We start from the raw sequence: 21,011 nt of genomic DNA on the forward strand, positions 1-21,011 counted from the left end.
GAGTGCCACTGATTCTTCTTCCTGCCGTCGACGTCGTCGACGGCAAGGCGGTGCGTCTGGTGCAGGGTAAGGCCGGCAGCGAGACCGACTACGGCTCGGCGCTGGACGCGGCGCTGACCTGGCAGCGTGACGGTGCCGAATGGATCCATCTGGTGGATCTCGACGCCGCGTTCGGCCGCGGGTCCAACCGTGAGCTGCTCGCCGAAGTGGTCGGCGCGCTCGATGTGAAAGTCGAACTCTCCGGCGGGATCCGCGACGACGATTCGCTCAAGGCGGCCTTGGCCACCGGCTGCGCGCGGGTGAACATCGGCACCGCGGCGCTGGAGAACCCGCTGTGGTGCGCGGCGGCGATCGCCGAGTACGGCGACAAGGTAGCCGTGGGACTTGATGTGCAGATCGTGGAGGGCGAGCACCGGCTGCGCGGCCGGGGCTGGGAGACCGACGGCGGCGACTTGTGGCATGTCCTGGAACGCCTCGACAGCGAAGGCTGCTCGCGGTTCGTCGTCACCGACGTGACTAAGGACGGCACGCTCACCGGCCCGAACCTCGACCTGCTGGAGGGTGTGGCCGAGTGCACCGATGCGCCGGTGATCGCCTCCGGCGGGGTGTCCAGCCTGGATGACCTGCGCGCCATCGCAACCCTGACCGGTAGCGGTGTCGAGGGCGCGATAGTCGGAAAGGCGCTGTACGCGGGACGATTCACGCTGCCGGAGGCGCTGGCCGCGGTGAGCCAGTAACGCCGATGGCCGTGCAGTCTCCGGATTTCGAGGCCCTGGTGGCCCAGGCGGCGGTGATCTTGGACGAGGCGTCCAAACCGTTCATTGCCGGGCATCGCGCCGAGTCCGCGGTGCAGAAGAAGGGCAACGACTTCGCCACCGAGGTGGATCTGTCCATCGAGCGCCAGGTGGTCCAAGCATTGGAGTCGGCCACCGGCATCGGCGTGCACGGAGAGGAATTCGGCGGCGCCGCCATCGATTCACCTTTGGTGTGGGTTCTCGACCCGATCGACGGCACTTTCAATTACGCCGCGGGCTCACCGATGGCCGCGATCCTGCTGGGCCTGCTGTGTGACGGCGAGCCGGTCGCCGGGCTGACCTGGCTGCCGTTCACCGACCAGCGCTACAGCGCCGTGGTCGGTGGACCGGTGTACTACAACGGAGTGGCCCAGCCCCCGATCAGGCGCGGCGAAATCGGGCAGTGCGTCATCGGGATCGGCACGTTCAACGTCGACTGGCGGGGACGGTTCCCGGGCCGCTACCGGTTGGCCGTGTTGGAGAACGTGAGCCGGGTCTGTTCGAAGCTGAGGATGCACGGCGCCACCGGTATCGACATCGCCTACGTGGCAGTCGGGATCATGGGCGCGGCCATCAGCTTCGGCCACCACATCTGGGATCACGCCGCGGGGGTGGCGCTGGTGCGTGCCGCCGGCGGGATCGTCACCGACCTGTCCGGCCAGCCGTGGACACCGGCGTCGCGGTCGGCGCTGGCCGCCGCGCCCGGCGTGCACGACCACCTGATGGAGATCCTGGACAGGGTCGGCTCACCGGAGGACTACCTGTAATGGACGTCGCGGTACGTGTGATTCCCTGCCTGGACGTCGACGCCGGCCGGGTGGTCAAGGGGGTCAACTTCGACAACCTGCGTGACGCGGGCGATCCCGTCGAACTCGCCGCCGCCTACGATGCCGAGGGCGCTGACGAGTTGACCTTCCTGGACGTCACGGCGTCCTCATCGGGGCGGGCCACCATGCTCGACGTCGTGCGCCGCACCGCCGAGCAGGTTTTCATCCCGCTCACCGTGGGCGGCGGCGTACGTTCGGTCGCCGATGTCGACGCCCTGCTGCGCGCGGGCGCGGACAAGGTGTCGGTGAACACCGCCGCGATCGCGCGCCCGGAGCTGCTGGCCGAACTGTCCCGGCAGTTCGGCTCCCAGTGCATCGTGTTGTCGGTGGACGCCCGCACGGTACCGGCCGGAGCGGAGCCCACCCCGTCCGGCTGGGAGGTCACCACCCACGGCGGACGGCAGGGGACCGGCATCGATGCGGTCGAATGGGCAACGCGCGGAGCCGAACTCGGCGTCGGCGAGATCCTGCTGAATTCGATGGACGCCGACGGCACCAAGGCCGGTTTCGATCTGGCGATGTTGCGGGCGGTGCGCAAAGCCGTCACGGTGCCGGTGATCGCCAGCGGCGGCGCGGGTGCGGTGGAGCATTTCGCGCCCGCGGTGGCGGCGGGCGCCGATGCTGTGCTGGCGGCCAGCGTCTTCCACTTCCGCGAACTCAGCATCGGTGAGGTGAAAGCCGCGATGGCCGCCGAGGGGATTACCGTCCGATGAGCCTGGACCCCGGCATCGCCGAGCGGCTCAAGCGCGACACCAACGGGTTGTTCGCGGCGATTGCGCAGGAGCGCGGCACCGGCGCCGTGCTGATGGTGGCCTGGATGGACGACGAGGCGCTGGCCCGCACGCTGGAAACCCGGGAAGCCACCTACTACTCGCGCTCGCGTGGTGAATATTGGGTCAAGGGCGCCACCTCCGGGCACACCCAGCACGTGCATTCGGTGCGGCTGGACTGCGACGGCGATGCGGTGCTGCTGGAGGTCGACCAGGTCGGCGGGGCCTGCCACACCGGCGATCACAGCTGCTTCGACGCCGACCAGTTGCTGGGACCTGAGCCGACGTAGTTCACAAAAACGTATGACCAATACCGAGGACTTACAGATCTTTCCTGGGTATGCTTTGACGTGTCGCGGCGGTGGTCATACACTTGGCGGATAGATGTCCGTAGATTCGCAGCAGCTGGATGTGGAGACTTCGAATGAAGATGACCAATGCCGCCCCGAATGTCTTCGACGCCGGCCTGCCCACGATCCGCTACGGCCTCGACGCCGCACCGAGCGACATCTTCGATGATCTTCGAATTGCGCAATCGCGCTCGCCCATCGCCATCGGGCCTCTGGGCCCGGAAATCCTGTCCTATGATCTGGCTCGGGACATGCTGCGGGACAGCAGATTCTGCCTGCCGCCCGGCATCACACTGGCAGCCCAAGGCATCACGTCAGGCCCGTTATACGACAAGTTGGCCAACAGCCTCCTGGGCCTGGAGGGTGCACCGCACATTCGGTTGCGCAAACTGGTTGCCAAGGCGTTCACTCCGCGCGCGACGTCTCGCCTTTCCGACACCATCCACGAAGTCGTCAACGGCCTGATCGACCGGGTGGCCGACGCCGGACGGTGCGATGTCGTCTCCGACATCGCTCGGCAATATCCCACCCCGATCATCTGCGCGCTGCTGGGTGCACCGCGCGAGGACTGGCAGTTGTTCGCCGACTGGACCGAGGAGGTTTTCAAAGCCCTCAACTTTCAGCCGGATGCCAGCTTCGACGAGGCCGAGATCATGCGCGCATGGGGCGAACTCGACGCCTACGTCGACGACATGGTCGCCGCCCGTCGCGACAATCTGGCCGATGATCTGCTGTCGGAACTCATTCGCGCCGAGAGCGGCGGCGACCGGCTGAATCTTGAGGAACTACGTGGCCTGGTCGCCGGTTTCTTGATGGCGGGAACCGACACCACGCGAAACCAGCTGGCGGCGTCGGTGCAGGTGCTCTGCGAGCATCCCGACCAATGGGCGAAGCTGCGCGACAATCCAGACCTTGCGATGCAGGCGGTCGAGGAGAGCATGCGCCACTCGCCGGCTGCCTGCATCGTGCCGCGCGCCGCGGTTGAAGACGCTGAGTTCGGTGGCTACCTGTTCCCGGCCGGGACCTTTGTACTCGTGAACACCTTTGCAGCCAACCGCGATCCAGCGATCTATGACGACGCTGACCGCTTCGACATCGCGCGCCGCGACGTCCCTCCCATTCTGACCTTCGGTGGCGGCGCGCACTACTGCCTGGGGGCGAATCTCGCCCGCCGAGAACTAGCCGAGGCGCTCGCGGTCCTCACTCGCCGCCTCTCGGCACCTCATCGCGTGGGCCCGGCGCCATGGAAATCTGTGTTGGGGATGACCGGCCCGACAACGCTTCCCATCGAATTCGATGCCGACGTGCTGGTGACGGCGGATGCGTAGTCGCGGCTGGGCAGGATCCACCCCCTCCTCGGACGAGGAGGCGATCGCCCGGATCCTGGACGTGGTGGACGAGGTGGTCGCCGAACACGGATCAGCGTTACGCCTGGCCGATGTTGCCCGTAGGCTCGGGGTCACTCGCCAGACGGTGTACCGCTACTTCCCAAATGCTGATGCGCTGCTGATCGCAAGCTCGATGCGTACGGTCAACGGGTTCATCGATCAGGTCGTGGACCACGTCAGCGGACTCACCGACCCTGTCACCGCCCTCGTGGAAAGTGTGGCGTTCGGGATCGACAACCTCGCCGGCGACCCACAGCTGGAGAGCCTTCTGACCCGCCGTCACGAGGGTGAAGCCGTCACGTCGCTGACGTCCGACACAGCAATCACCTTCTGCTTGTCGGTCTTTCACCGCTTCGACGTGGACTGGCGGCTTCACGGTTTTGATACCGCCGCGCTTCGTGAACTCGCCGAAATGACGCTACGCACCGTGCAATCCCTGCTGACCGATCCCGGGCAGCCCCGGCGGGAGGGAATCGAACTGCGCCGTTTCCTTTCACGGTGGCTCGGTCCGGCGATCCTCTACCCACGACTGATGGCGGTGACCGGTTACCAGCGAGGTCTAGACGTAGATGGCGGTCGTCTTGGCCCGGGCCGTCCAGCGTCCCTCGTGGTAGCCGACCGCGATCGGGTGTGAGAACGCGGCGCTGACGTTGTCGGTCGAGATCGTCTCGCGGGCCGGGCCGCTGGCCACGGTGCGGCCGTCGGCGATCAACAGCGCGTGCGTCGTGGTGGTGGGCAGCTCTTCGAGGTGATGGGTCACCAGGATCGACGCGACGTCGGGATGCGTCTGGTCGAGGGTGTCGATCGTCTCGAGTAGCTGCTCGCGGGCGGCGACGTCCAGCCCGGTCGTCGGCTCGTCGAGCAACAACAGCCTGGGCTGCGAAACCAGTGCTCGGGCAATGAGTGCGCGGCCCCGCTCGCCCTGCGACAGCGTCGGCCACACGTCGTCGGCCTTGCGGGTCATGCCCACCGCGGCGATCATCGCCTGGGCGTGCTCGATCTCGGCCGCACTCGGCGTCCAGCGCATCGGAATGTCGATGGTGGCGGTGATGCCGGTCAGCACAACCTCGCGCACGGTGAGCGAATACTGCAGCCGGTGGCGGGGATTCACGTGTCCGATCGACCGGCGCAGCGCCGCCAGATCCACCCGGCCCATTCGTTCGCCGAGAATCTCGACACAACCCGAGGTCGGGAAGGTGACCGCCGCGCAGAACCCGAGCAGCGTGCTCTTGCCGGCGCCATTGGGCCCCAGTAGCGCCCAGTGTTCGCCGCTCTGGACGGTCAGTGAGACGCCATCGATGATCTGCTTGCCGTCCCGGCGGAACGTCACATCCGCCAGTCGCAGAACAGGTTCCAAGATCTGCGCCCGTCAGGCCGACTGCCGCTGGCGCAGCACCTCCAGCGCCTTGTCGGCATGGGTGTCCATGTTGACTTCGCTGGAAATGACCTCGAGCACGGTGCGGTCGGTGTCGATGACGAACGTCGTGCGCTTGACCGGGATGAGCTTGCCGAGCAGCCCGCGCTTGACGCCGAACTGGGTGGCCACCGCACCGTCGGCGTCGGACAGCAGCGGATAATCGAAACTCTGCGAGTCGGCGAACCGGGCCTGCTTGTCGACCGGGTCGGTGCTGATGCCGACCCGGCTGGCACCCACCGCGGCGAACTCCGCACCCAGGTCGCGGAAGTGGCAGGCCTCTTTGGTGCAGCCGGGCGTCATCGCGGCGGGGTAGAAGAACAGCGCGATCGGCCCGTCGGCCAGCAGGTGAGTCAGCGAGCGCACAGTGTCGGTCTGGTCCGGCAGTTCGAAGTCCGCAACCCGGTCTCCACGTTTCATGGGTGACCAGGCTACGCCGGTCAGACCGGGCCGAGGGGTCTGGGAGGATGTATCCGTGCATTCCAACCTGGCCGCTACCACCACGCGCGAGGAGTTCCGCGCACTGGCCGCCGACCATCGGGTGGTGCCGGTGACCCGCAAGGTGCTCGCCGACAGCGAGACGCCCTTGTCGGCCTACCGGAAACTGGCCGCCGACCGGCCCGGAACATTCCTGCTCGAATCGGCCGAGAACGGACGCTCGTGGTCGCGCTGGTCGTTCATCGGGGCCGGGGCGCCATCGGCACTGACCGTCCGCGACGGTGAGGCGGTCTGGCTGGGAGCCACCCCGCGCGATGCCCCGACCGGCGGCGACCCACTGCAGGCGCTGCGCGAGACCATGGAGCTGCTGTCCACCGGCCCGCTCGCCGGGGTACCCCCGCTGTCGGGCGGCATGGTCGGCTTCTTCGCCTACGACTTCGTCCGGCGCCTTGAGCGGCTGCCTCAGCTGGCCGTCGACGACCTCGGTCTGCCCGACATGCTGCTGCTACTGGCCACCGATCTGGCCGCCGTCGACCACCACGAGGGCACCATCACCCTGATCGCCAACGCGGTGAACTGGAACGGCACCGACGAGCGGGTGGACTGGGCGTACGACGACGCCGTCGCCCGCCTCGACGTGATGACCGAGGCGCTCAGTCAGCCGCAGCCATCGAGTGTGGCAACATTCTCCCGGCCGCAACCCCGGCACCGATCGCAGCGCACTCCCGAGGAGTACAGCGCGATCGTGGAACGGCTGGTCAAGGAGATAGAGGCCGGTGAGGCCTTCCAGGTGGTGCCCTCGCAGCGTTTCGAGATGGACACCGCGGTGGACCCGATCGACGTGTACCGGATGCTGCGGGTCACCAACCCCAGCCCGTACATGTATCTGCTGCACATCCCCGATGAGGTTGGCGGAACGGCGTTTTCGATCGTCGGCTCCAGCCCGGAGGCGCTGGTGACGGTCCAGGACGGCTGGGCCACGACGCACCCCATCGCCGGGACCCGGTGGCGCGGTCACACCGAGGAGGAAGACCAGCTGCTGGAGAAGGAGTTGCTGGCCGACGAGAAAGAACGCGCCGAGCATCTGATGCTGGTCGACCTGGGCCGCAACGACCTGGGGCGGGTCTGTGTGCCGGGCACCGTGCGCGTCGAGGACTACAGCCACATCGAGCGCTACAGCCACGTGATGCACCTGGTGTCGACGGTCACCGGCCTGCTGGCCGAGGGGCGCACGGCGCTGGATGCGGTCACCGCGTGCTTCCCGGCCGGCACCCTGACCGGAGCGCCGAAGGTGCGGGCGATGGAACTGATCGAAGAGGTCGAGAAGACCCGCCGCGGCCTCTACGGCGGTGTGGTCGGCTATTTGGATTTCGCCGGCAATGCCGACTTCGCGATCGCCATCCGCACCGCCCTGATCAGCAAGGGCACCGCCTACGTGCAGGCCGGCGGTGGGGTGGTGGCCGACTCCAACGGTCCTTACGAGTACACCGAGGCGTCCAACAAGGCCAAGGCCGTGCTGAACGCGATCGCCGCGGCGGAAACGCTGGGCGCGCCGTGATCCGCATCGGGCAGCTGCTCCTGGTCGTCGCCGCAGTGCTGCTGTGGGTGGCGTCGCGGCTGACGTGGGTGTCGGTGACGTCGTTCGACGGCCTGGGCCAGCCCAAGACCCTGACGCTGTCGGGTGCCGGCTGGTCCAACGCCCTGCTGCCGCTGGCGGTGCTGCTACTGGCGGCGGCGGCCGCGGGACTGGCCGTGCGCGGATGGAGTCTGCGGGTGGTCGCGGTTCTGGTCGCCGTGGTGACCCTATTGCTGGGCTATCTCGGCGTGAGCCTGATCGTCACACCCGATGTCGGTCCGCGAGGCGCCGCGCTGGTCGGCGTTCCGCTGGCATCGCTGGTGGCCAGCGACCGGCAGTACCTCGGTGCCGGGCTGACTGTCGCCGCGGCGGTGTGTGCGCTGGTCGCCGCGGTGTTGATGATGCGCGCCGCGGCATCCGGGCGGGGCGCGACGGCCAAATACGCCGCACCGGCGGCGCGCCGCGGCACCGCCCGCAGCGCGGAGGCCGACCCGGCCATGTCGGAGCGCGGCATGTGGGACGCCCTCGACGAGGGCGTCGATCCCACCGAGCGACACATCGACACCGAGGGTCGGTGACGTATGTGCGGCGTAGTACGACTACCCTTCCTTAGGACATAAGCGAGATCGCCAGGGCGCTAGAAGGGATCGACGTTCGCATGAGTTCGGCAACCGTGCTCGACTCCATCATCGAGGGAGTACGCGAAGACGTTGCCGCCCGTGAGGCGATGATTCCCCTTGCCGAGGTGAAGGCGGCGGCCAAGGCCGCGCCGGCCCCGTTGAATGTGCTGGCCGCGCTGCGCGCGCCGGGTATCGCCGTCATCGCCGAAGTGAAGCGCGCCAGCCCCTCCCGCGGGCAACTCGCCAACATCGCCGACCCCGCCGAATTGGCCGGCGCCTACGAGAGCGGCGGCGCACGGGTGATCAGTGTGCTGACCGAGGAACGTCGCTTCCACGGCTCGCTGGCCGATCTCGACGCGGTGCGTGCCGCCGTCAAGATCCCGGTGCTGCGCAAGGACTTCATCGTCCGGCCCTACCAGATCCACGAGGCCCGGGCACACGGCGCGGACATGCTACTGCTGATCGTGGCCGCCCTCGAGCAGCCGGCTCTGGAGTCCATGCTGGAGCGCACCGAGTCACTGGGTATGACCGCCCTGGTCGAGGTGCACACCGAGGAAGAAGCCAGCCGGGCGCTGGAGGCCGGTGCGAAGGTGATCGGCGTCAACGCCCGCAATCTCAAGACGTTGGAGGTCGACCGGGACTGCTTCGCGCGGATAGCACCGGGGCTGCCGTCCGACATCATCCGGGTCGCCGAATCGGGTGTGCGTGGCACCGGAGATCTGCTGGCGTACGCGGGCGCCGGGGCGGACGCTGTGCTGGTCGGTGAGGGCCTGGTCACCAGTGGAGATCCGCGCAGCGCCGTAGCCGACCTGGTGACCGCGGGAGCCCACCCGTCCTGCCCGAAACCCGCTCGCTGAGTCGTGGCTGATACCTCCACCCCGAACGTGCCGCGCACCAGCGCGGCCGTCGCCGAACCGACCTCCCACGATCCCGATGTCCGCGGGCACTTCGGGGTGTTCGGCGGACGGTATGTACCCGAGGCGCTGATGGCGGTCATCGAGGAGGTGACGGCCGCATACGAAAAGGCCCGCACCGACTCCGAATTCCTCGACCGGCTCGACAATCTGCAGACCCACTACGCCGGGCGCCCGTCGCCGCTGTACGAAGCGGTCCGGCTCAGCGAGCACCTCGGTGGGGCGCGGGTGTTCCTGAAGCGCGAAGACCTCAATCACACCGGATCGCACAAGATCAACAACGTGCTGGGCCAGGCGCTGCTGGCCAAGCAGATGGGCAAAACCCGGGTGATCGCCGAGACCGGTGCCGGACAGCACGGGGTGGCGACCGCGACGGCGTGCGCACTGCTCGGTCTGGAGTGTGTGATCTACATGGGTGCGGTGGACACCGCGCGGCAGGCGCTCAATGTGGCCCGGATGCGGCTGCTGGGTGCCGAAGTGGTGTCCGTGGAGTCCGGGTCCAAGACGCTCAAGGACGCGATCAACGACGCCTTCCGCGACTGGGTCACCAATGCCGAGCGCACCTACTACTGCTTCGGGACCGCCGCCGGGCCGCATCCGTTCCCCACGATGGTGCGCGACTTCCAGCGCATCATCGGACTGGAGGCCAGGGCGCAGATCCTGTCCCAGGCCGGTCGACTGCCCGACGCGGTGGCCGCGTGTGTGGGGGGCGGTTCGAACGCCATCGGCATCTTCCATCCGTTCATCGACGACACTTCTGTGCGTCTCGTCGGCTTCGAGGCGGCTGGTGATGGTGTCGAAACCGGCAGGCATGCAGCGACATTCACCGGCGGGTCACCGGGCGCTTTTCAGGGTTCGTACTCCTACCTGTTGCAGGACGAGGACGGGCAGACCATCGAATCGCACTCGATCTCAGCGGGGTTGGACTACCCGGGCGTCGGCCCCGAGCATGCGTTCCTCAAGGACATCGGCCGCACCGAGTACCGACCGATCACCGATGTCGAGGCGATGGACGCGTTTCGGCTGTTGTGCCGGCTGGAAGGCATCATCCCGGCCATCGAATCGGCACACGCGGTGGCCGGAGCGGTGAAACTGGCGGCGGAGTTGGGGCCCGGTTCGATCATTCTGGTCAACTTGTCGGGCCGGGGTGACAAGGACGTCGAGACGGCGGCCAACTGGTTCGGGTTGTTCGACAAGTCCGGCCCGGGAGCCCCATGACGCTGCAGCACAGCCAGCCGGGCCGGCTGGGGTCGATCTTCGCCGCGTGTCACGACCAGGGCCGGGCGGCCCTGATCGGATACCTGCCGACCGGGTATCCCGCTGTCGGCACCTCGATCGACGCGATGGTGGCGCTGGTCGAATCCGGTTGCGACATCATTGAAGTCGGCGTTCCGTACTCCGATCCGGGTATGGACGGCCCGGTGATCGCGACCGCGACGGAGGCCGCGCTACAAGGCGGAGTGCGCGTCCGCGACACGCTGCGTGCGGTCGAGGCGATCAGTGCGGCCGGCGGCAATGCCGTGGTGATGACGTACTGGAATCTTGTGCTGCACTACGGGATTGACGCGTGGTCGCGTGATCTGGCGGCGGCTGGGGGATTGGGGATGGTCACCCCCGACCTGATTCCGGACGAGGCCGACGAATGGATGGCCGCCTCCGAAGCACACGACCTGGACCGAATCTTCCTGGTGGCACCGTCGTCGACTCCGGAGCGGTTGACCAAGACCGTGGAGGCCTCGCGGGGCTTCGTCTACGCGGCATCGACCATGGGCGTCACGGGTGCCCGCGACGTGGTGTCGAGCGCGGCCCCGGAACTGGTGCGGCGGGTCAAGGAAGTCTCAGACATTCCGGTGGGGGTCGGGCTGGGTGTTCGCTCACGCGAACAGGCTGCCGAGATCGCGGCGTTCGCCGACGGGGTGATCGTGGGGTCGGCGTTGGTGTCGGCCCTGACCGACGGGTTGGCGGCGGTGCGGACGCTGACCGAAGAGCTGGCTGTGGGTGTGCGACAGAAGGTGCCTGCCTCGTGACGACGACTGTCTTGGCTTATTTCCCGAGTCCGCCGCAGGGTGTCTGGCATTTGGGTCCGATTCCGATCCGGGCCTACGCGCTGTGCATCATCACCGGCATCATCGCCGCGCTGGTGATCGGCGATCGCCGCTGGGCGGCTCGCGGCGGCGAGCGGGGTGTCATTTACGACATCGCGTTGTGGGCGGTGCCGTTCGGTTTGATCGGCGGCCGGCTCTACCACCTGATGACCGACTGGAGAACGTATTTCGGTGAGGGCGGCGCAGGTATCGGCGCGGCGCTGCGGATCTGGGACGGCGGCCTGGGCATCTGGGGTGCGGTAGCCCTCGGCGGGGTCGGCGCCTGGATTGCCTGCCGGCGCAGGGGGATTCCGCTGCCGGCATTCGGCGACGCCATCGCTCCGGGCATCATCCTGGCGCAGGCGATCGGGCGGCTCGGCAACTACTTCAACCAGGAGTTGTACGGCCGGGAGACGACGGTGCCGTGGGGGATGGAGATCTTCTACCGGCGCGACGCGTCCGGGATGGTCGACGTGCACTCCCTCGACGGGGTGTCCACGGGACAGGTCGCCGCGGTGGTCCAGCCGACGTTCCTCTACGAATTGTTGTGGAACCTGCTGGTGTTCGCATTCCTGATCTACATCGACCGGCGGTTCAAGATCGGTCACGGTCGCCTGTTCGCGGCGTATGTGGCGGCATACTGCGTCGGAAGGTTCTGGGTGGAGTTGTTGCGCGACGACACCGCGACCCATATCGCCGGGATCCGGGTGAACTCGTTCACATCGGTGTTCGTGTTCATCGGCGCGATCGTGTACATCATGCTGGCTCCCAAGGGCCGCGAAGATCCGGCCACGCTGGGCGGTAAACAGGCCGCCGGTGAACCCGACGAAGAGTCGCCCGCCGAGCACATGGTCGAGGACTTGGTCGCCGTCGCGACCAATGGCGGTATCGCCGCCGCCGCGAGCGTCGCGGCGGAGCACGACAGCGAAGATGCCGCCGCCGTCGGCGACGTCGAGGAGCCCGAGGCCGAGCCGGAACCCGAGGCCGAAGCCGAGCCCGAGCCCGAGGCCGAAGCCGAGCCCGAGCCCGCCGCGGAAGCGGAAGCGGAACCAGAGGCGGCAGCCGAGCCGGAGCCCGAGGTTGAAGCCGAGCCCGAGCCCGCCGCGGAAGCGGAAGCGGAACCAGAGGCCGAAGCCGAGCCGGAGCCCGAGGTTGAAGCCGAGCCGGAACCGGAGCCCGCTCCCGCACCCCAGCGCCGCGAATTCCGTGCGGTCGTCCGACGCGTGCTGTGGGGCGTCGAAGTCCATCGCGACTGAGCTGCCGGATCTAGGTCTGCACACTTTGCAGTCGAAAGACTTGTCGCCCGCCTATGGCATACTCGAACACATGTTCGATCACTGGCCCGGCGAGTACTTCGAGCCATCCGAGACGGACCAGTCGCGCGACCTGATCAACCGGCTCGCCAACGTGTCGCGACTGGAGAATCGGGCCGCCGCGCAGCGCCTGCGGGTGATCGCAGATCTCTTCGAGCTGCGTCGCCACCAACGGGGTGAGCGTGAGGACTGGGCGGTGGACACCTGGGCCGCCGTCGGCGCCGAAGTCGCCGCCGCGCTGCGCCTGAGCCTCAGTAAGGCCAACAGTCACATGAACTACGCGCTGGCCATGCTCCGGCTACCCGCAGTCGCCGCCGTTTTCGAGGCGGGTGACATTGACTGCCGGTTGTTCAAGACGATCGTCTACCGCACCCATCTGATCACCGATTCCGACGCCATGGCCGAGGTCGATGCCGAGTTGTCCGCCATCGTCGCCCGTTGGCCCTCGATGACCCGCGGGAAGCTCGCCACCGAGATCGACGACATCGTGGTTCGGCACGACCCCGACGCGGTACGACGGGTGCAGGATCGCAGCAGTGACTGTGATGTCACATTCTGGGAGTCATCCGAGGGCCACGTGGAGATGACGGCCCGGCTGACGGTCACCGATGGGGCGGCTCTGGGCAAACGGCTGAACGCGATGGCGAAATCGGTCTGCCCGGACGACCCGCGGACGGTGGGGCAACGCCGCTCTGCCGCGCTCGGCGCGCTGGGCTCCGGTGTTGAGCGGGTTGCCTGCAAGTGCGGGCAATCCGATTGTCCGGCAACCGAAACACCGACCGGTTCGGTCGTCATCCATGTCGTCGCCGATCAGGCGACGCTCGATGGCGCCGCCAGCAAGCCGGCTTATCTGCTCGATACCGGGGCGCTGATCTCACCGGAACTGTTGGCCGAGCTCAAGGCGACGGCACGCCAGCGCCCAGTGATCGTTCCCGTCGAGGAGCCGCCGGGTTCCGGCTACCACCCGTCCCGGGCGCTTGCCGATTACGTGCGGTCCCGCGACCTCACCTGCCGCGCTCCCGGTTGCGACAAGCCCGCCACCCACTGCGACATCGACCACACCGTTCCGTGGCCCTACGGTGAGACGGATGCCTCCAACCTCAAATGTCTGTGCCGCGATCATCACATCCTGAAGACGTTCTGGGGCTGGAAGGACAAGCAGCTCGCCGACGGCACAGTGATCTGGACGCTTCCCGACGGCGAGACCTATGTGACGACTCCCGGGAGCGTCTTGCTGTTCCCCGCACTGATGACACCCACCGGCCCGCCGGCCACCCCGCCTCCAGCAGTCCACCGCTGCGGCGACCGCTCGGCGATGATGCCCAGACGGTCGACGACCCGAAGGCAGAACCGCGCCCACCGCATCGCCAACGAACGCGCCCGCAATCGCGCGGAACGCGCACCCGCAGCGGCGGGCCCCGCCCCACCAGGCCCAGACGCCGACGCGCCACCCTTCTAGGTTCGGGCCCGCTCTGGCATGCTGTGTGGCATGACCGAGCCGCAGTACGGAGGCACCGAGGGCGCTCCGCCGCCCAACTATCCGCCGCCGTCCAACTACCCGATGCCGCCGCAGTACCCGGCCCCGGGTGGCTACGTCGATCCCTCGGCGCCGTTCGGCCGACATCCGATCACCGGTGAGCCATTGTCGGACAAATCGAAGATCGTCGCCGGGCTGCTGCAGTTGCTGGGCTTGTTCGGGCTCGTCGGCATCGGCCGCATCTATCTGGGCTATACCGGCCTCGGGATCGCGCAGTTGCTCGTCGGCCTCGTCACCTGTGGGCTGGGTGCGGTCATCTGGGGCATTGTCGACGCGGTCCTTATCCTCACCGACAAGGTGCGCGACCCGCAGGGACACCCCCTGCGCGATGGATAGCAGCCAGCACCTCAAGACCCGGCGCTCGGTCACGATCGGTACTGGCGCCGCTCTGATCGGTGCCGTCACCTACGTCGGCCTCGTCGACCCACACCGGGCCGGCTCGCTGTTCCCGCCCTGTCCGTTCCGGCTGCTCACCGGCTTGAACTGTCCGGCCTGCGGCGGCCTGCGGATGACCCACGACCTGCTCCACGGCGACTTGGGCGCCGCCGTCGTCGACAACGTGTTCCTCCTGGTGGGTCTACCTCTCCTGGCCCTTTGGCTGCTGTGGCGGATCGGGCGAGGGGAGCGACCCCTACCGAAGCCCGCGATTGTGCTGATCGTGGTCGCGGCGATCGGCTGGACGATCGTTCGTAACCTGCCCGGCTTCCCGCTGGTCCCCACAATTTTCACCCAGTAGCGACCCGCCTGCGCTGATACACTCGGAATTCGGCGCGACGCGATTTCGCGCCGGATCATCGGGCCGGCGAAGTCCCAGACATCTCATGTCAGACTGCGGCAAGGCCTCAGCGCAAGCGCGTGGCGCGTATACCAGCTTCCCGCCGCAAATACCGACCGCGGAGGAGCGTGAATGCTGTTCTCAGCACTTCCCGAAGCGCAGGGTCTCTACGATCCCCAGCACGAGTCCGACTCGTGTGGCGTAGCGATGGTGGCCGACATCCAAGGCCGACGCTCGCACCAGATCGTTGCCGATGGCCTGACCGCGCTGGAACACCTCGAACACCGTGGTGCGGCGGGAGCGGAGCCGAACAGCGGAGACGGTGCCGGGATTCTGCTGCAGCTACCCGTCGAATTGCTTCGTGCGGTCGTCGACTTCGATCTGCCCGCACCCACCGCCGATGGTGCCAACACCTTCGCGGCGGGCATCTGCTTCCTGCCCCAGGACCCCGTCGCACGCCGGGCCGCCGTCGAGAAGATCGAGGCCATCGCCGAGGAGGAAGGCCTGCAGGTGCTCGGCTGGCGCGCGGTGCCGGTCGACCCGAACGGAGCCGAGGTCGGTGCGACGGCACTGGGCTGTATGCCGTACATGTCAATGCTTTTCGTCGCCGCACCGGAACGAAACGGCGGCCGTGCCGGCGGCATCGACCTCGACCGCCTGGTCTACCCGATGCGCAAGCGCTCCGGGCACCTTCCCGAGGGGGTCTACTTCCCGTCGCTGTCCAGCCGCACGATTGCCTACAAGGGCATGCTCACCACGATGCAGCTGCCCAAGTACTTCGCCGACCTACGAGACGAGCGCTGCATGAGCGCGATCGCGATCGTGCACAGCCGATTCTCCACCAACACCTTCCCGTCCTGGCCGCTGGCGCACCCGTTCCGCTTCGTCGCCCACAACGGCGAGATCAACACCGTGCGCGGTAACCGCAACCGCATGCATGCGCGCGAGGCCATGCTGGCCAGCTCCCTGATCCCCGGCGACTTGAGCCGGCTCTCGCCGATCTGCACCCCGGATTCTTCCGACTCGGCATCCTTCGACCAGGTTCTCGAACTGTTGCACCTCGGCGGTCGCAGCCTGCCGCACGCGGTGATGATGATGATCCCCGAGGCCTGGGAGAACAACGCCACCCTCACTCCGGCCCGCCGCGCCTTCTGCCAGTACCACGCCTCGATCATGGAACCGTGGGACGGCCCGGCCTGCGTGACCTTTACCGACGGCACTGTGGTCGGAGCGGTATTGGACCGCAACGGATTACGACCTGGTCGGTGGTGGCGCACCATCGACGACCGGGTGATCCTCGCCAGTGAGAGCGGTGTGCTGGACATCCCGCCGGGAGAGGTCGTCGCCAAGGGGCGCCTCGAGCCGGGGAAGATGTTCCTGATCGACACCGCGGCGGGCCGCATCATCTCCGACGACGAGATCAAGGACGAACTGGCCGCCGAACGTCCCTACTCCGAATGGCTGCACGCGGGGCTGCTCGACCTGACGGCCCTGCCCGCCCGAGCCCGGGTCTCGCCGAATCACGAATCGGTGGTCCGTCGCCAGATCGCCTTCGGCTACACCGAGGAAGACCTGCGGATCATGCTCACCCCGATGGCGGCCTCCGGGCAGGAGCCCCTCGGATCGATGGGCACCGACACCCCGGTCGCGGTTCTGTCCCAGCGCCCCAAGCTCATTTACGACTATTTCGTCGAACTGTTCGCTCAGGTCACCAACCCGCCGCTGGACGCCATCCGCGAGGAAATCGTCACCTCGATGGCCCGCGTCATGGGTCCCGAGCAGAATCTGTTGGAACCCACCGCCGCCTCGTGCCGCCAGATTCTTTTGCACTGGCCGGTCCTCGACAACGACGAATTGAACCGGATCGTCCATATCAACGACGACGGCGAGCAGCCCGGCCTCAAGACCGCGGTCCTGCGCTCGCTCTACGACGTCGAGCGGGGCGGGGAAGGCCTGGCCGAGGCGATCGAGGAGCTGCGCCTCAAGGCCTGCGAGGCCATCGCCAAAGGCGCACGTACGCTGGTGATCTCGGACCGCGACTCCGATCACACCCGCGCACCCATTCCGTCGCTGCTGGCCGTCGCCGCGGTCCACCACCACCTGGTGCGCACCAAACAGCGCACCATGGTCGCGCTGGTCGTGGAGAGCGGTGATGCTCGCGAGGTCCACCACATCGCCCTGCTCATCGGCTACGGCGCGGCCGCGGTCAATCCGTATCTGGCCTTCGAGTCGATCGAGGACCTGATCCGGGAGGGTGAACTCACCGGAATCGATGCCGGTGCCGCGGTACGCAACTACCTCAAGGCGCTGGGTAAGGGCGTCATGAAGGTGATGAGCAAGATGGGCATCTCGACCGTCGGGTCCTACACGGCCGCACAGGCTTTCGAGGCGGTCGGCCTGTCAAAGGAAGTGGTCGACGAGTATCTGACCGGAACGGTCAGCCAGCTCGGCGGGGTCGGACTCGACGTGCTGGCCGAGGAAGTCAAGCAGCGGCATCGTCGCGCCTACCCGGAGAATCCCACCGAGCGGGTGCATCGCCGTTTGGAGGTCGGCGGCGAATACCAGTTCCGTCGTGAGGGCGAGCTGCACCTGTTCACCCCGGAAACCGTTTTTCTGCTTCAGCATTCGACACGTACCGGACAGGGCGAAGTGTTCGCCAAGTACTCTGAGGAAGTCAACCGCCTCTCCCGCGAGGGCGGCACACTGCGCGGGCTGTTCGCCTTCAAGAAGGGTGTGCGCCCGCCGATCCCACTACACGAGGTGGAGTCCGTCGACGCCATCTGCAGCCGATTCAACACCGGCGCCATGAGTTACGGCTCGATCTCCCAGGAAGCCCACGAGACCATGGCGATCGCCATGAACAACCTCGGCGGGCGGTCGAACAGTGGCGAGGGCGGGGAAGACGTGGAGCGCCTCTACGACCCCCGCCGGCGCAGTGCGGTCAAGCAGGTGGCCTCCGGCCGGTTCGGTGTCACCAGCGATTACCTGGTCAACGCGTCGGACATCCAGATCAAGATGGCTCAGGGCGCCAAGCCCGGCGAGGGCGGGCAGCTGCCCGGCTTCAAGGTGTACCCCAACATCGCCAAGACCCGGCACTCCACGCCCGGCGTCGGACTGATCTCACCGCCGCCGCACCACGACATCTATTCCATCGAGGACCTGGCGCAGCTGATCCACGACCTCAAAAACGCGAACTCCGATGCCCGGATTCACGTCAAGCTGGTCAGCTCGGTCGGTGTCGGCACGGTGGCGGCGGGCGTGTCCAAGGCGCACGCCGACGTCGTCCTGATTTCCGGCTACGACGGCGGCACCGGCGCCGCCCCGCTGACCAGTCTCAAACACGCGGGCGCGCCCTGGGAGATCGGCCTGGCCGACACTCAGCAGACGTTGGTGCTCAACGGCCTTCGTGATCGCATCACCGTGCAGTGCGACGGAGGGCTGCGCACCGCGCGTGATGTCGTGGTCGCCGCGCTGCTCGGTGCCGAGGAGTTCGGTTTCTCCACCGCCCCGCTGGTGGTCGCCGGCTGCATCATGATGCGGGTCTGCCACCTCGATACCTGTCCCGTCGGTGTGGCCACCCAGAACCCGGAACTGCGCGCGCGCTTCAACGGCAAACCGGAGTTCGTCGAGAACTTCTTCCGGTTCATCGCCGAGGACGTTCGCCACATGCTGGCCGAGCTGGGCTTCCGCAGTATCGACGAGGCCGTCGGCCGCGCCGAGATGCTCGACACCGACGACGGTGTGGCGCACTGGAAGTCCAAGGGCTTGGACCTCAGTCCGATCTTCGCGGTGCCCACCGATGCTCACGGCGGCCCGCTGCCGCAGCGGCGGCGGCTGCGCGACCAGGACCACGGCCTGGATCAAGCACTCGACCAGACGCTGATCGCCCTGGCTGAGGGTGCATTGGAGGACGCCCACCCCGTGCGACTGGAACTGCCGGTTCGCAACGTCAACCGGACGGTGGGCACACTGCTGGGCTCGGAGGTCACCCGCCGCTACGGCGCCGCGGGTCTGCCCGACGACACCATCCACATCACGTTGACCGGCTCGGCGGGTCAGTCCATCGGTGCGTTCCTGCCGCCGGGCATCACCCTGGAACTCATCGGTGACGCCAACGACTATGTGGGCAAAGGGCTCTCCGGCGGCCGGGTGATCGTCCGCCCGCCCGAGGATGTGCTGTTCCTCCCCGAGGACAACGTGATCGCCGGCAACACCCTGCTGTACGGGGCGACCTCAGGGGAGGTGTACCTACGCGGCCGGGTCGGGGAGCGGTTCGCCGCGCGTAATTCCGGGGCGCTGGCGGTGACCGAGGGTGTTGGTGATCACGCCTGTGAGTACATGACCGGTGGGCGGGTCGTCGTACTGGGCCGCACCGGGCGCAACATCGCGGCGGGGATGTCCGGCGGTATCGCCTATGTACTGGGCCTGAATCCGGCCAAGGTCAACACCTCGATGGTCGAGTTGCAGCGCCTGGACCCCGACGACCTGGACTGGTTGCACGAGGTCGTCGCCCACCACGTCCACTACACCGGCAGCACGCTGGCGAAATCGGTACTCTCCGACTGGCCAAGGCGCAGTGCGCAATTCACCAAGATCATGCCCACCGATTACCAGAAGGTGCTCGAGGCGACCCGGATGGCCAAGGCGGAGGGACGCGACGTGGACATCGCGATCATGGAGGCAACTCGTGGCTGACCCCACCGGGTTTCTGAAGGTTCCCAAGGTCGAGGCCGCCAAGCGGGCTGTCGACGAGCGGGTCGGCGACTGGCGCGAGGTGTACGAGCGGCAGGACCCGGCAGAACGTGCCGGCGAGGTTTCCCAGCAGGCCCGCCGTTGCATGGACTGTGGAATCCCGTTCTGTCACTCAGGAACTGCAGGTTGCCCATTGGGCAACCTGATCCCGGAGTGGAATGACCTGGTCCGCCGCGGCCGCTGGGATGCCGCCAGCGAGCGCCTGCACGCCACCAACAACTTCCCGGAGTTCACCGGCCGTCTCTGTCCGGCACCGTGCGAGGCGGCCTGTGTGCTGTCGATCGCCGATGAGCAGACCGGTGGCAGCGTGACGATCAAGCGCATCGAGAACACCATCGCCGACCAAGCCTGGCGGATGGGCATCGTCGAGGCGCAGCCGGCGGCGATCGGCACCGGCAGGAGTGTGGCCGTGGTTGGCTCGGGCCCTGCGGGACTGGCGGCCGCTCAGCAGTTGACCCGTGCCGGGCACCACGTCACCGTGTACGAACGCGATGACCGCCTCGGTGGACTGCTGCGGTACGGCATCCCCGAGTACAAGTTGGAGAAGGCCACCCTCAACCAGCGGTTGGCCCAGATGCGCGCGGAGGGAACACGGTTCGTCACCGACTGTGAGGTCGGAGTGGACGTGTCGGTGGAGGAGTTGCGCAACCGGTTCGACGCCGTTGTGCTGGCGGTGGGCGCATTGCGCGCCCGCGACAACAACGTCGAGGGCCGCCACCTCAAGGGTGTGCACCTGGCGATGGAGCACCTGGTCCCGGCCAACCGTGAGTGCGAAGGCGACGGGCCGTCCGACATCTCGGCCAAAGGCAAGCATGTGGTGATCATCGGCGGCGGCGACACCGGCGCCGACTGCCTCGGCACCGCGCACCGGCAGGGTGCGGCCTCGGTCACCCAGCTGGACTACAACCCACAGCCACCGGACGTCCGCAACGACGAACTGTCCCCGTGGCCGACCTGGCCGCTGGTGCTTCGGACCTCGCCGGCCCACGCCGAGGGAGGCACCGTCCACTATCAGGTCGCGGTGCAGCGCTTCGTCGGTGACGAGGATGGCAATCTGCGTGCGATGCAGATCGCCGAGGTGAAGGTCGAGCGCGTCGACGGCCGCCGGGTCATCACCCCGGTTGGTGAATCACTGGAGATCCCTTGCGATCTGGCGCTGCTGGCCATCGGTTTCGAAGGCGTGGAACACATGACGTTGCTCGATGATCTCGGTATCACACTGAGCCCGCGCGGGTCGATCAGCTGCGGATCGGATTGGCAGACCGACGCGCCCGGCGTGTTCGTCTGCGGTGACGCCCACCGGGGAGCATCGCTGGTGGTCTGGGCAATCGCCGAGGGACGCGCCGCCGCCCACGCGGTGGATGCGTTCCTCATGGGGGATTCCGACCTGCCCGAACCGGTACGGCCGCACCAATTGCCATTGGCTGTCGGCTGAGTGAATAGCCAGCCACCGCGATCT

At 67.4% G+C, this 21,011-nt stretch carries 19 protein-coding genes; 17 read left to right on the forward strand and 2 right to left on the reverse strand.

Going from position 1 to position 21,011, the window contains the following annotated elements; all coding sequences use genetic code 11:
* Positions 1-2 precede the first annotated feature (2 nt).
* The 6 genes from priA (at position 3) to ORI27_RS08790 (ending at position 4,763) form a co-directional block, all read left to right on the forward strand.
* Complete coding sequence (priA, locus tag ORI27_RS08765) at positions 3-737, forward strand: bifunctional 1-(5-phosphoribosyl)-5-((5-phosphoribosylamino)methylideneamino)imidazole-4-carboxamide isomerase/phosphoribosylanthranilate isomerase PriA (protein WP_265996089.1); 735 nt, start codon at positions 3-5, stop codon at positions 735-737.
* A gap of 5 nt (positions 738-742) precedes the next feature.
* Entirely contained in the window at positions 743-1,561 is an 819-nt protein-coding gene (locus tag ORI27_RS08770) for an inositol monophosphatase family protein (RefSeq protein WP_265996088.1), read from the forward strand.
* Positions 1,561-2,334 (forward strand): imidazole glycerol phosphate synthase subunit HisF, encoded by a 774-nt coding sequence (gene hisF / locus ORI27_RS08775; RefSeq protein ID WP_265996087.1) that lies wholly within the window; start codon positions 1,561-1,563, stop codon positions 2,332-2,334. The genes ORI27_RS08770 and hisF overlap by 1 nt, the downstream gene beginning before the upstream one ends.
* A complete protein-coding gene (hisI, locus tag ORI27_RS08780; protein WP_265996086.1) occupies positions 2,331-2,681 on the forward strand; it encodes a phosphoribosyl-AMP cyclohydrolase in 351 nt (116 codons plus the stop codon). The genes hisF and hisI overlap by 4 nt, the downstream gene beginning before the upstream one ends.
* 134 nt (positions 2,682-2,815) lie before the next feature.
* Positions 2,816-4,069, forward strand: a complete 1,254-nt coding sequence (locus tag ORI27_RS08785; RefSeq protein ID WP_265996085.1) for a cytochrome P450 — start codon at positions 2,816-2,818, stop codon at positions 4,067-4,069.
* Positions 4,062-4,763 carry a TetR/AcrR family transcriptional regulator gene (locus ORI27_RS08790; protein ID WP_265996084.1) on the forward strand — a complete coding sequence of 234 codons (702 nt, stop codon included), beginning with the start codon at positions 4,062-4,064 and terminating at the stop codon, positions 4,761-4,763. The genes ORI27_RS08785 and ORI27_RS08790 overlap by 8 nt, the downstream gene beginning before the upstream one ends.
* Here ORI27_RS08790 and ORI27_RS08795 read toward each other — a convergent pair.
* Both ORI27_RS08795 and ORI27_RS08800 read right to left on the reverse strand, forming a co-directional pair.
* Positions 4,689-5,486 carry an ABC transporter ATP-binding protein gene (locus tag ORI27_RS08795; RefSeq protein WP_265996083.1) on the reverse strand — a complete coding sequence of 266 codons (798 nt, stop codon included), beginning with the start codon at positions 5,484-5,486 and terminating at the stop codon, positions 4,689-4,691. The two genes, ORI27_RS08790 and ORI27_RS08795, sit on opposite strands and share 75 nt — an antisense overlap.
* Before the next feature lie 12 nt (positions 5,487-5,498).
* Complete coding sequence (locus ORI27_RS08800) at positions 5,499-5,963, reverse strand: peroxiredoxin (RefSeq protein ID WP_265996081.1); 465 nt, start codon at positions 5,961-5,963, stop codon at positions 5,499-5,501.
* A gap of 55 nt (positions 5,964-6,018) precedes the next feature.
* Between ORI27_RS08800 and ORI27_RS08805 the strand changes: the two genes are divergently transcribed.
* The 11 genes from ORI27_RS08805 to ORI27_RS08855 all read left to right on the forward strand — a co-directional run bounded on the left by ORI27_RS08805 (position 6,019) and on the right by ORI27_RS08855 (position 20,987).
* Positions 6,019-7,539, forward strand: a complete 1,521-nt coding sequence (locus ORI27_RS08805; protein WP_265996080.1) for an anthranilate synthase component I — start codon at positions 6,019-6,021, stop codon at positions 7,537-7,539.
* Positions 7,536-8,135, forward strand: a complete 600-nt coding sequence (locus ORI27_RS08810) for a TIGR02234 family membrane protein (RefSeq protein ID WP_265996079.1) — start codon at positions 7,536-7,538, stop codon at positions 8,133-8,135. The genes ORI27_RS08805 and ORI27_RS08810 overlap by 4 nt, the downstream gene beginning before the upstream one ends.
* A gap of 80 nt (positions 8,136-8,215) precedes the next feature.
* Positions 8,216-9,034, forward strand: coding sequence for an indole-3-glycerol phosphate synthase TrpC (gene trpC / locus ORI27_RS08815; RefSeq protein WP_265996077.1), 819 nt, complete (start codon positions 8,216-8,218; stop codon positions 9,032-9,034).
* Positions 9,035-9,037: 3 nt separating this feature from the next.
* Positions 9,038-10,309 (forward strand): tryptophan synthase subunit beta, encoded by a 1,272-nt coding sequence (trpB, locus tag ORI27_RS08820; protein ID WP_265996076.1) that lies wholly within the window; start codon positions 9,038-9,040, stop codon positions 10,307-10,309.
* Positions 10,306-11,118, forward strand: coding sequence for a tryptophan synthase subunit alpha (trpA, locus tag ORI27_RS08825; protein WP_265996075.1), 813 nt, complete (start codon positions 10,306-10,308; stop codon positions 11,116-11,118). The genes trpB and trpA overlap by 4 nt, the downstream gene beginning before the upstream one ends.
* Positions 11,115-12,431, forward strand: coding sequence for a prolipoprotein diacylglyceryl transferase (gene lgt / locus ORI27_RS08830; RefSeq protein ID WP_265996073.1), 1,317 nt, complete (start codon positions 11,115-11,117; stop codon positions 12,429-12,431). The genes trpA and lgt overlap by 4 nt, the downstream gene beginning before the upstream one ends.
* Positions 12,432-12,501: 70 nt before the next feature.
* Entirely contained in the window at positions 12,502-13,947 is a 1,446-nt protein-coding gene (locus ORI27_RS08835; protein ID WP_265996072.1) for an HNH endonuclease signature motif containing protein, read from the forward strand.
* A gap of 18 nt (positions 13,948-13,965) precedes the next feature.
* Positions 13,966-14,361, forward strand: coding sequence for an NINE protein (locus tag ORI27_RS08840; RefSeq protein ID WP_265996071.1), 396 nt, complete (start codon positions 13,966-13,968; stop codon positions 14,359-14,361).
* Positions 14,354-14,761 carry a DUF2752 domain-containing protein gene (locus ORI27_RS08845; protein WP_265996070.1) on the forward strand — a complete coding sequence of 136 codons (408 nt, stop codon included), beginning with the start codon at positions 14,354-14,356 and terminating at the stop codon, positions 14,759-14,761. The genes ORI27_RS08840 and ORI27_RS08845 overlap by 8 nt, the downstream gene beginning before the upstream one ends.
* A 171-nt stretch (positions 14,762-14,932) precedes the next feature.
* The gene (gltB, locus tag ORI27_RS08850; protein ID WP_265996068.1) at positions 14,933-19,495 is read left to right on the forward strand and encodes a glutamate synthase large subunit; all 4,563 of its coding nucleotides are present in this window, start codon (positions 14,933-14,935) and stop codon (positions 19,493-19,495) included.
* The gene (locus ORI27_RS08855) at positions 19,488-20,987 is read left to right on the forward strand and encodes a glutamate synthase subunit beta (protein WP_265996067.1); all 1,500 of its coding nucleotides are present in this window, start codon (positions 19,488-19,490) and stop codon (positions 20,985-20,987) included. The genes gltB and ORI27_RS08855 overlap by 8 nt, the downstream gene beginning before the upstream one ends.
* Positions 20,988-21,011: the final 24 nt, after the last annotated feature.

This window comes from Mycobacterium pinniadriaticum (assembly GCF_026242045.1).
GTDB lineage: Bacteria > Actinomycetota > Actinomycetes > Mycobacteriales > Mycobacteriaceae > Mycobacterium > Mycobacterium pinniadriaticum.

Bases quoted from the DNA above. Each gene is read 5' to 3' on its own strand.
- ORI27_RS08770 (WP_265996088.1), top strand. From the start codon at position 743: ATGGCCGTGCAGTCTCCGGATTTCGAGGCCCTGGTGGCCCAGGCGGCG.
- hisF (WP_265996087.1), top strand. From the start codon at position 1,561: ATGGACGTCGCGGTACGTGTGATTCCCTGCCTGGACGTCGACGCCGGC.
- hisI (WP_265996086.1), top strand. From the start codon at position 2,331: ATGAGCCTGGACCCCGGCATCGCCGAGCGGCTCAAGCGCGACACCAAC.
- ORI27_RS08785 (WP_265996085.1), top strand. From the start codon at position 2,816: ATGAAGATGACCAATGCCGCCCCGAATGTCTTCGACGCCGGCCTGCCC.
- ORI27_RS08790 (WP_265996084.1), top strand. From the start codon at position 4,062: ATGCGTAGTCGCGGCTGGGCAGGATCCACCCCCTCCTCGGACGAGGAG.
- ORI27_RS08800 (WP_265996081.1), bottom strand. From the start codon at position 5,963: ATGAAACGTGGAGACCGGGTTGCGGACTTCGAACTGCCGGACCAGACC.
- trpC (WP_265996077.1), top strand. From the start codon at position 8,216: ATGAGTTCGGCAACCGTGCTCGACTCCATCATCGAGGGAGTACGCGAA.
- trpA (WP_265996075.1), top strand. From the start codon at position 10,306: ATGACGCTGCAGCACAGCCAGCCGGGCCGGCTGGGGTCGATCTTCGCC.
- ORI27_RS08835 (WP_265996072.1), top strand. From the start codon at position 12,502: ATGTTCGATCACTGGCCCGGCGAGTACTTCGAGCCATCCGAGACGGAC.
- ORI27_RS08840 (WP_265996071.1), top strand. From the start codon at position 13,966: ATGCTGTGTGGCATGACCGAGCCGCAGTACGGAGGCACCGAGGGCGCT.
- ORI27_RS08845 (WP_265996070.1), top strand. From the start codon at position 14,354: ATGGATAGCAGCCAGCACCTCAAGACCCGGCGCTCGGTCACGATCGGT.
- gltB (WP_265996068.1), top strand. From the start codon at position 14,933: ATGCTGTTCTCAGCACTTCCCGAAGCGCAGGGTCTCTACGATCCCCAG.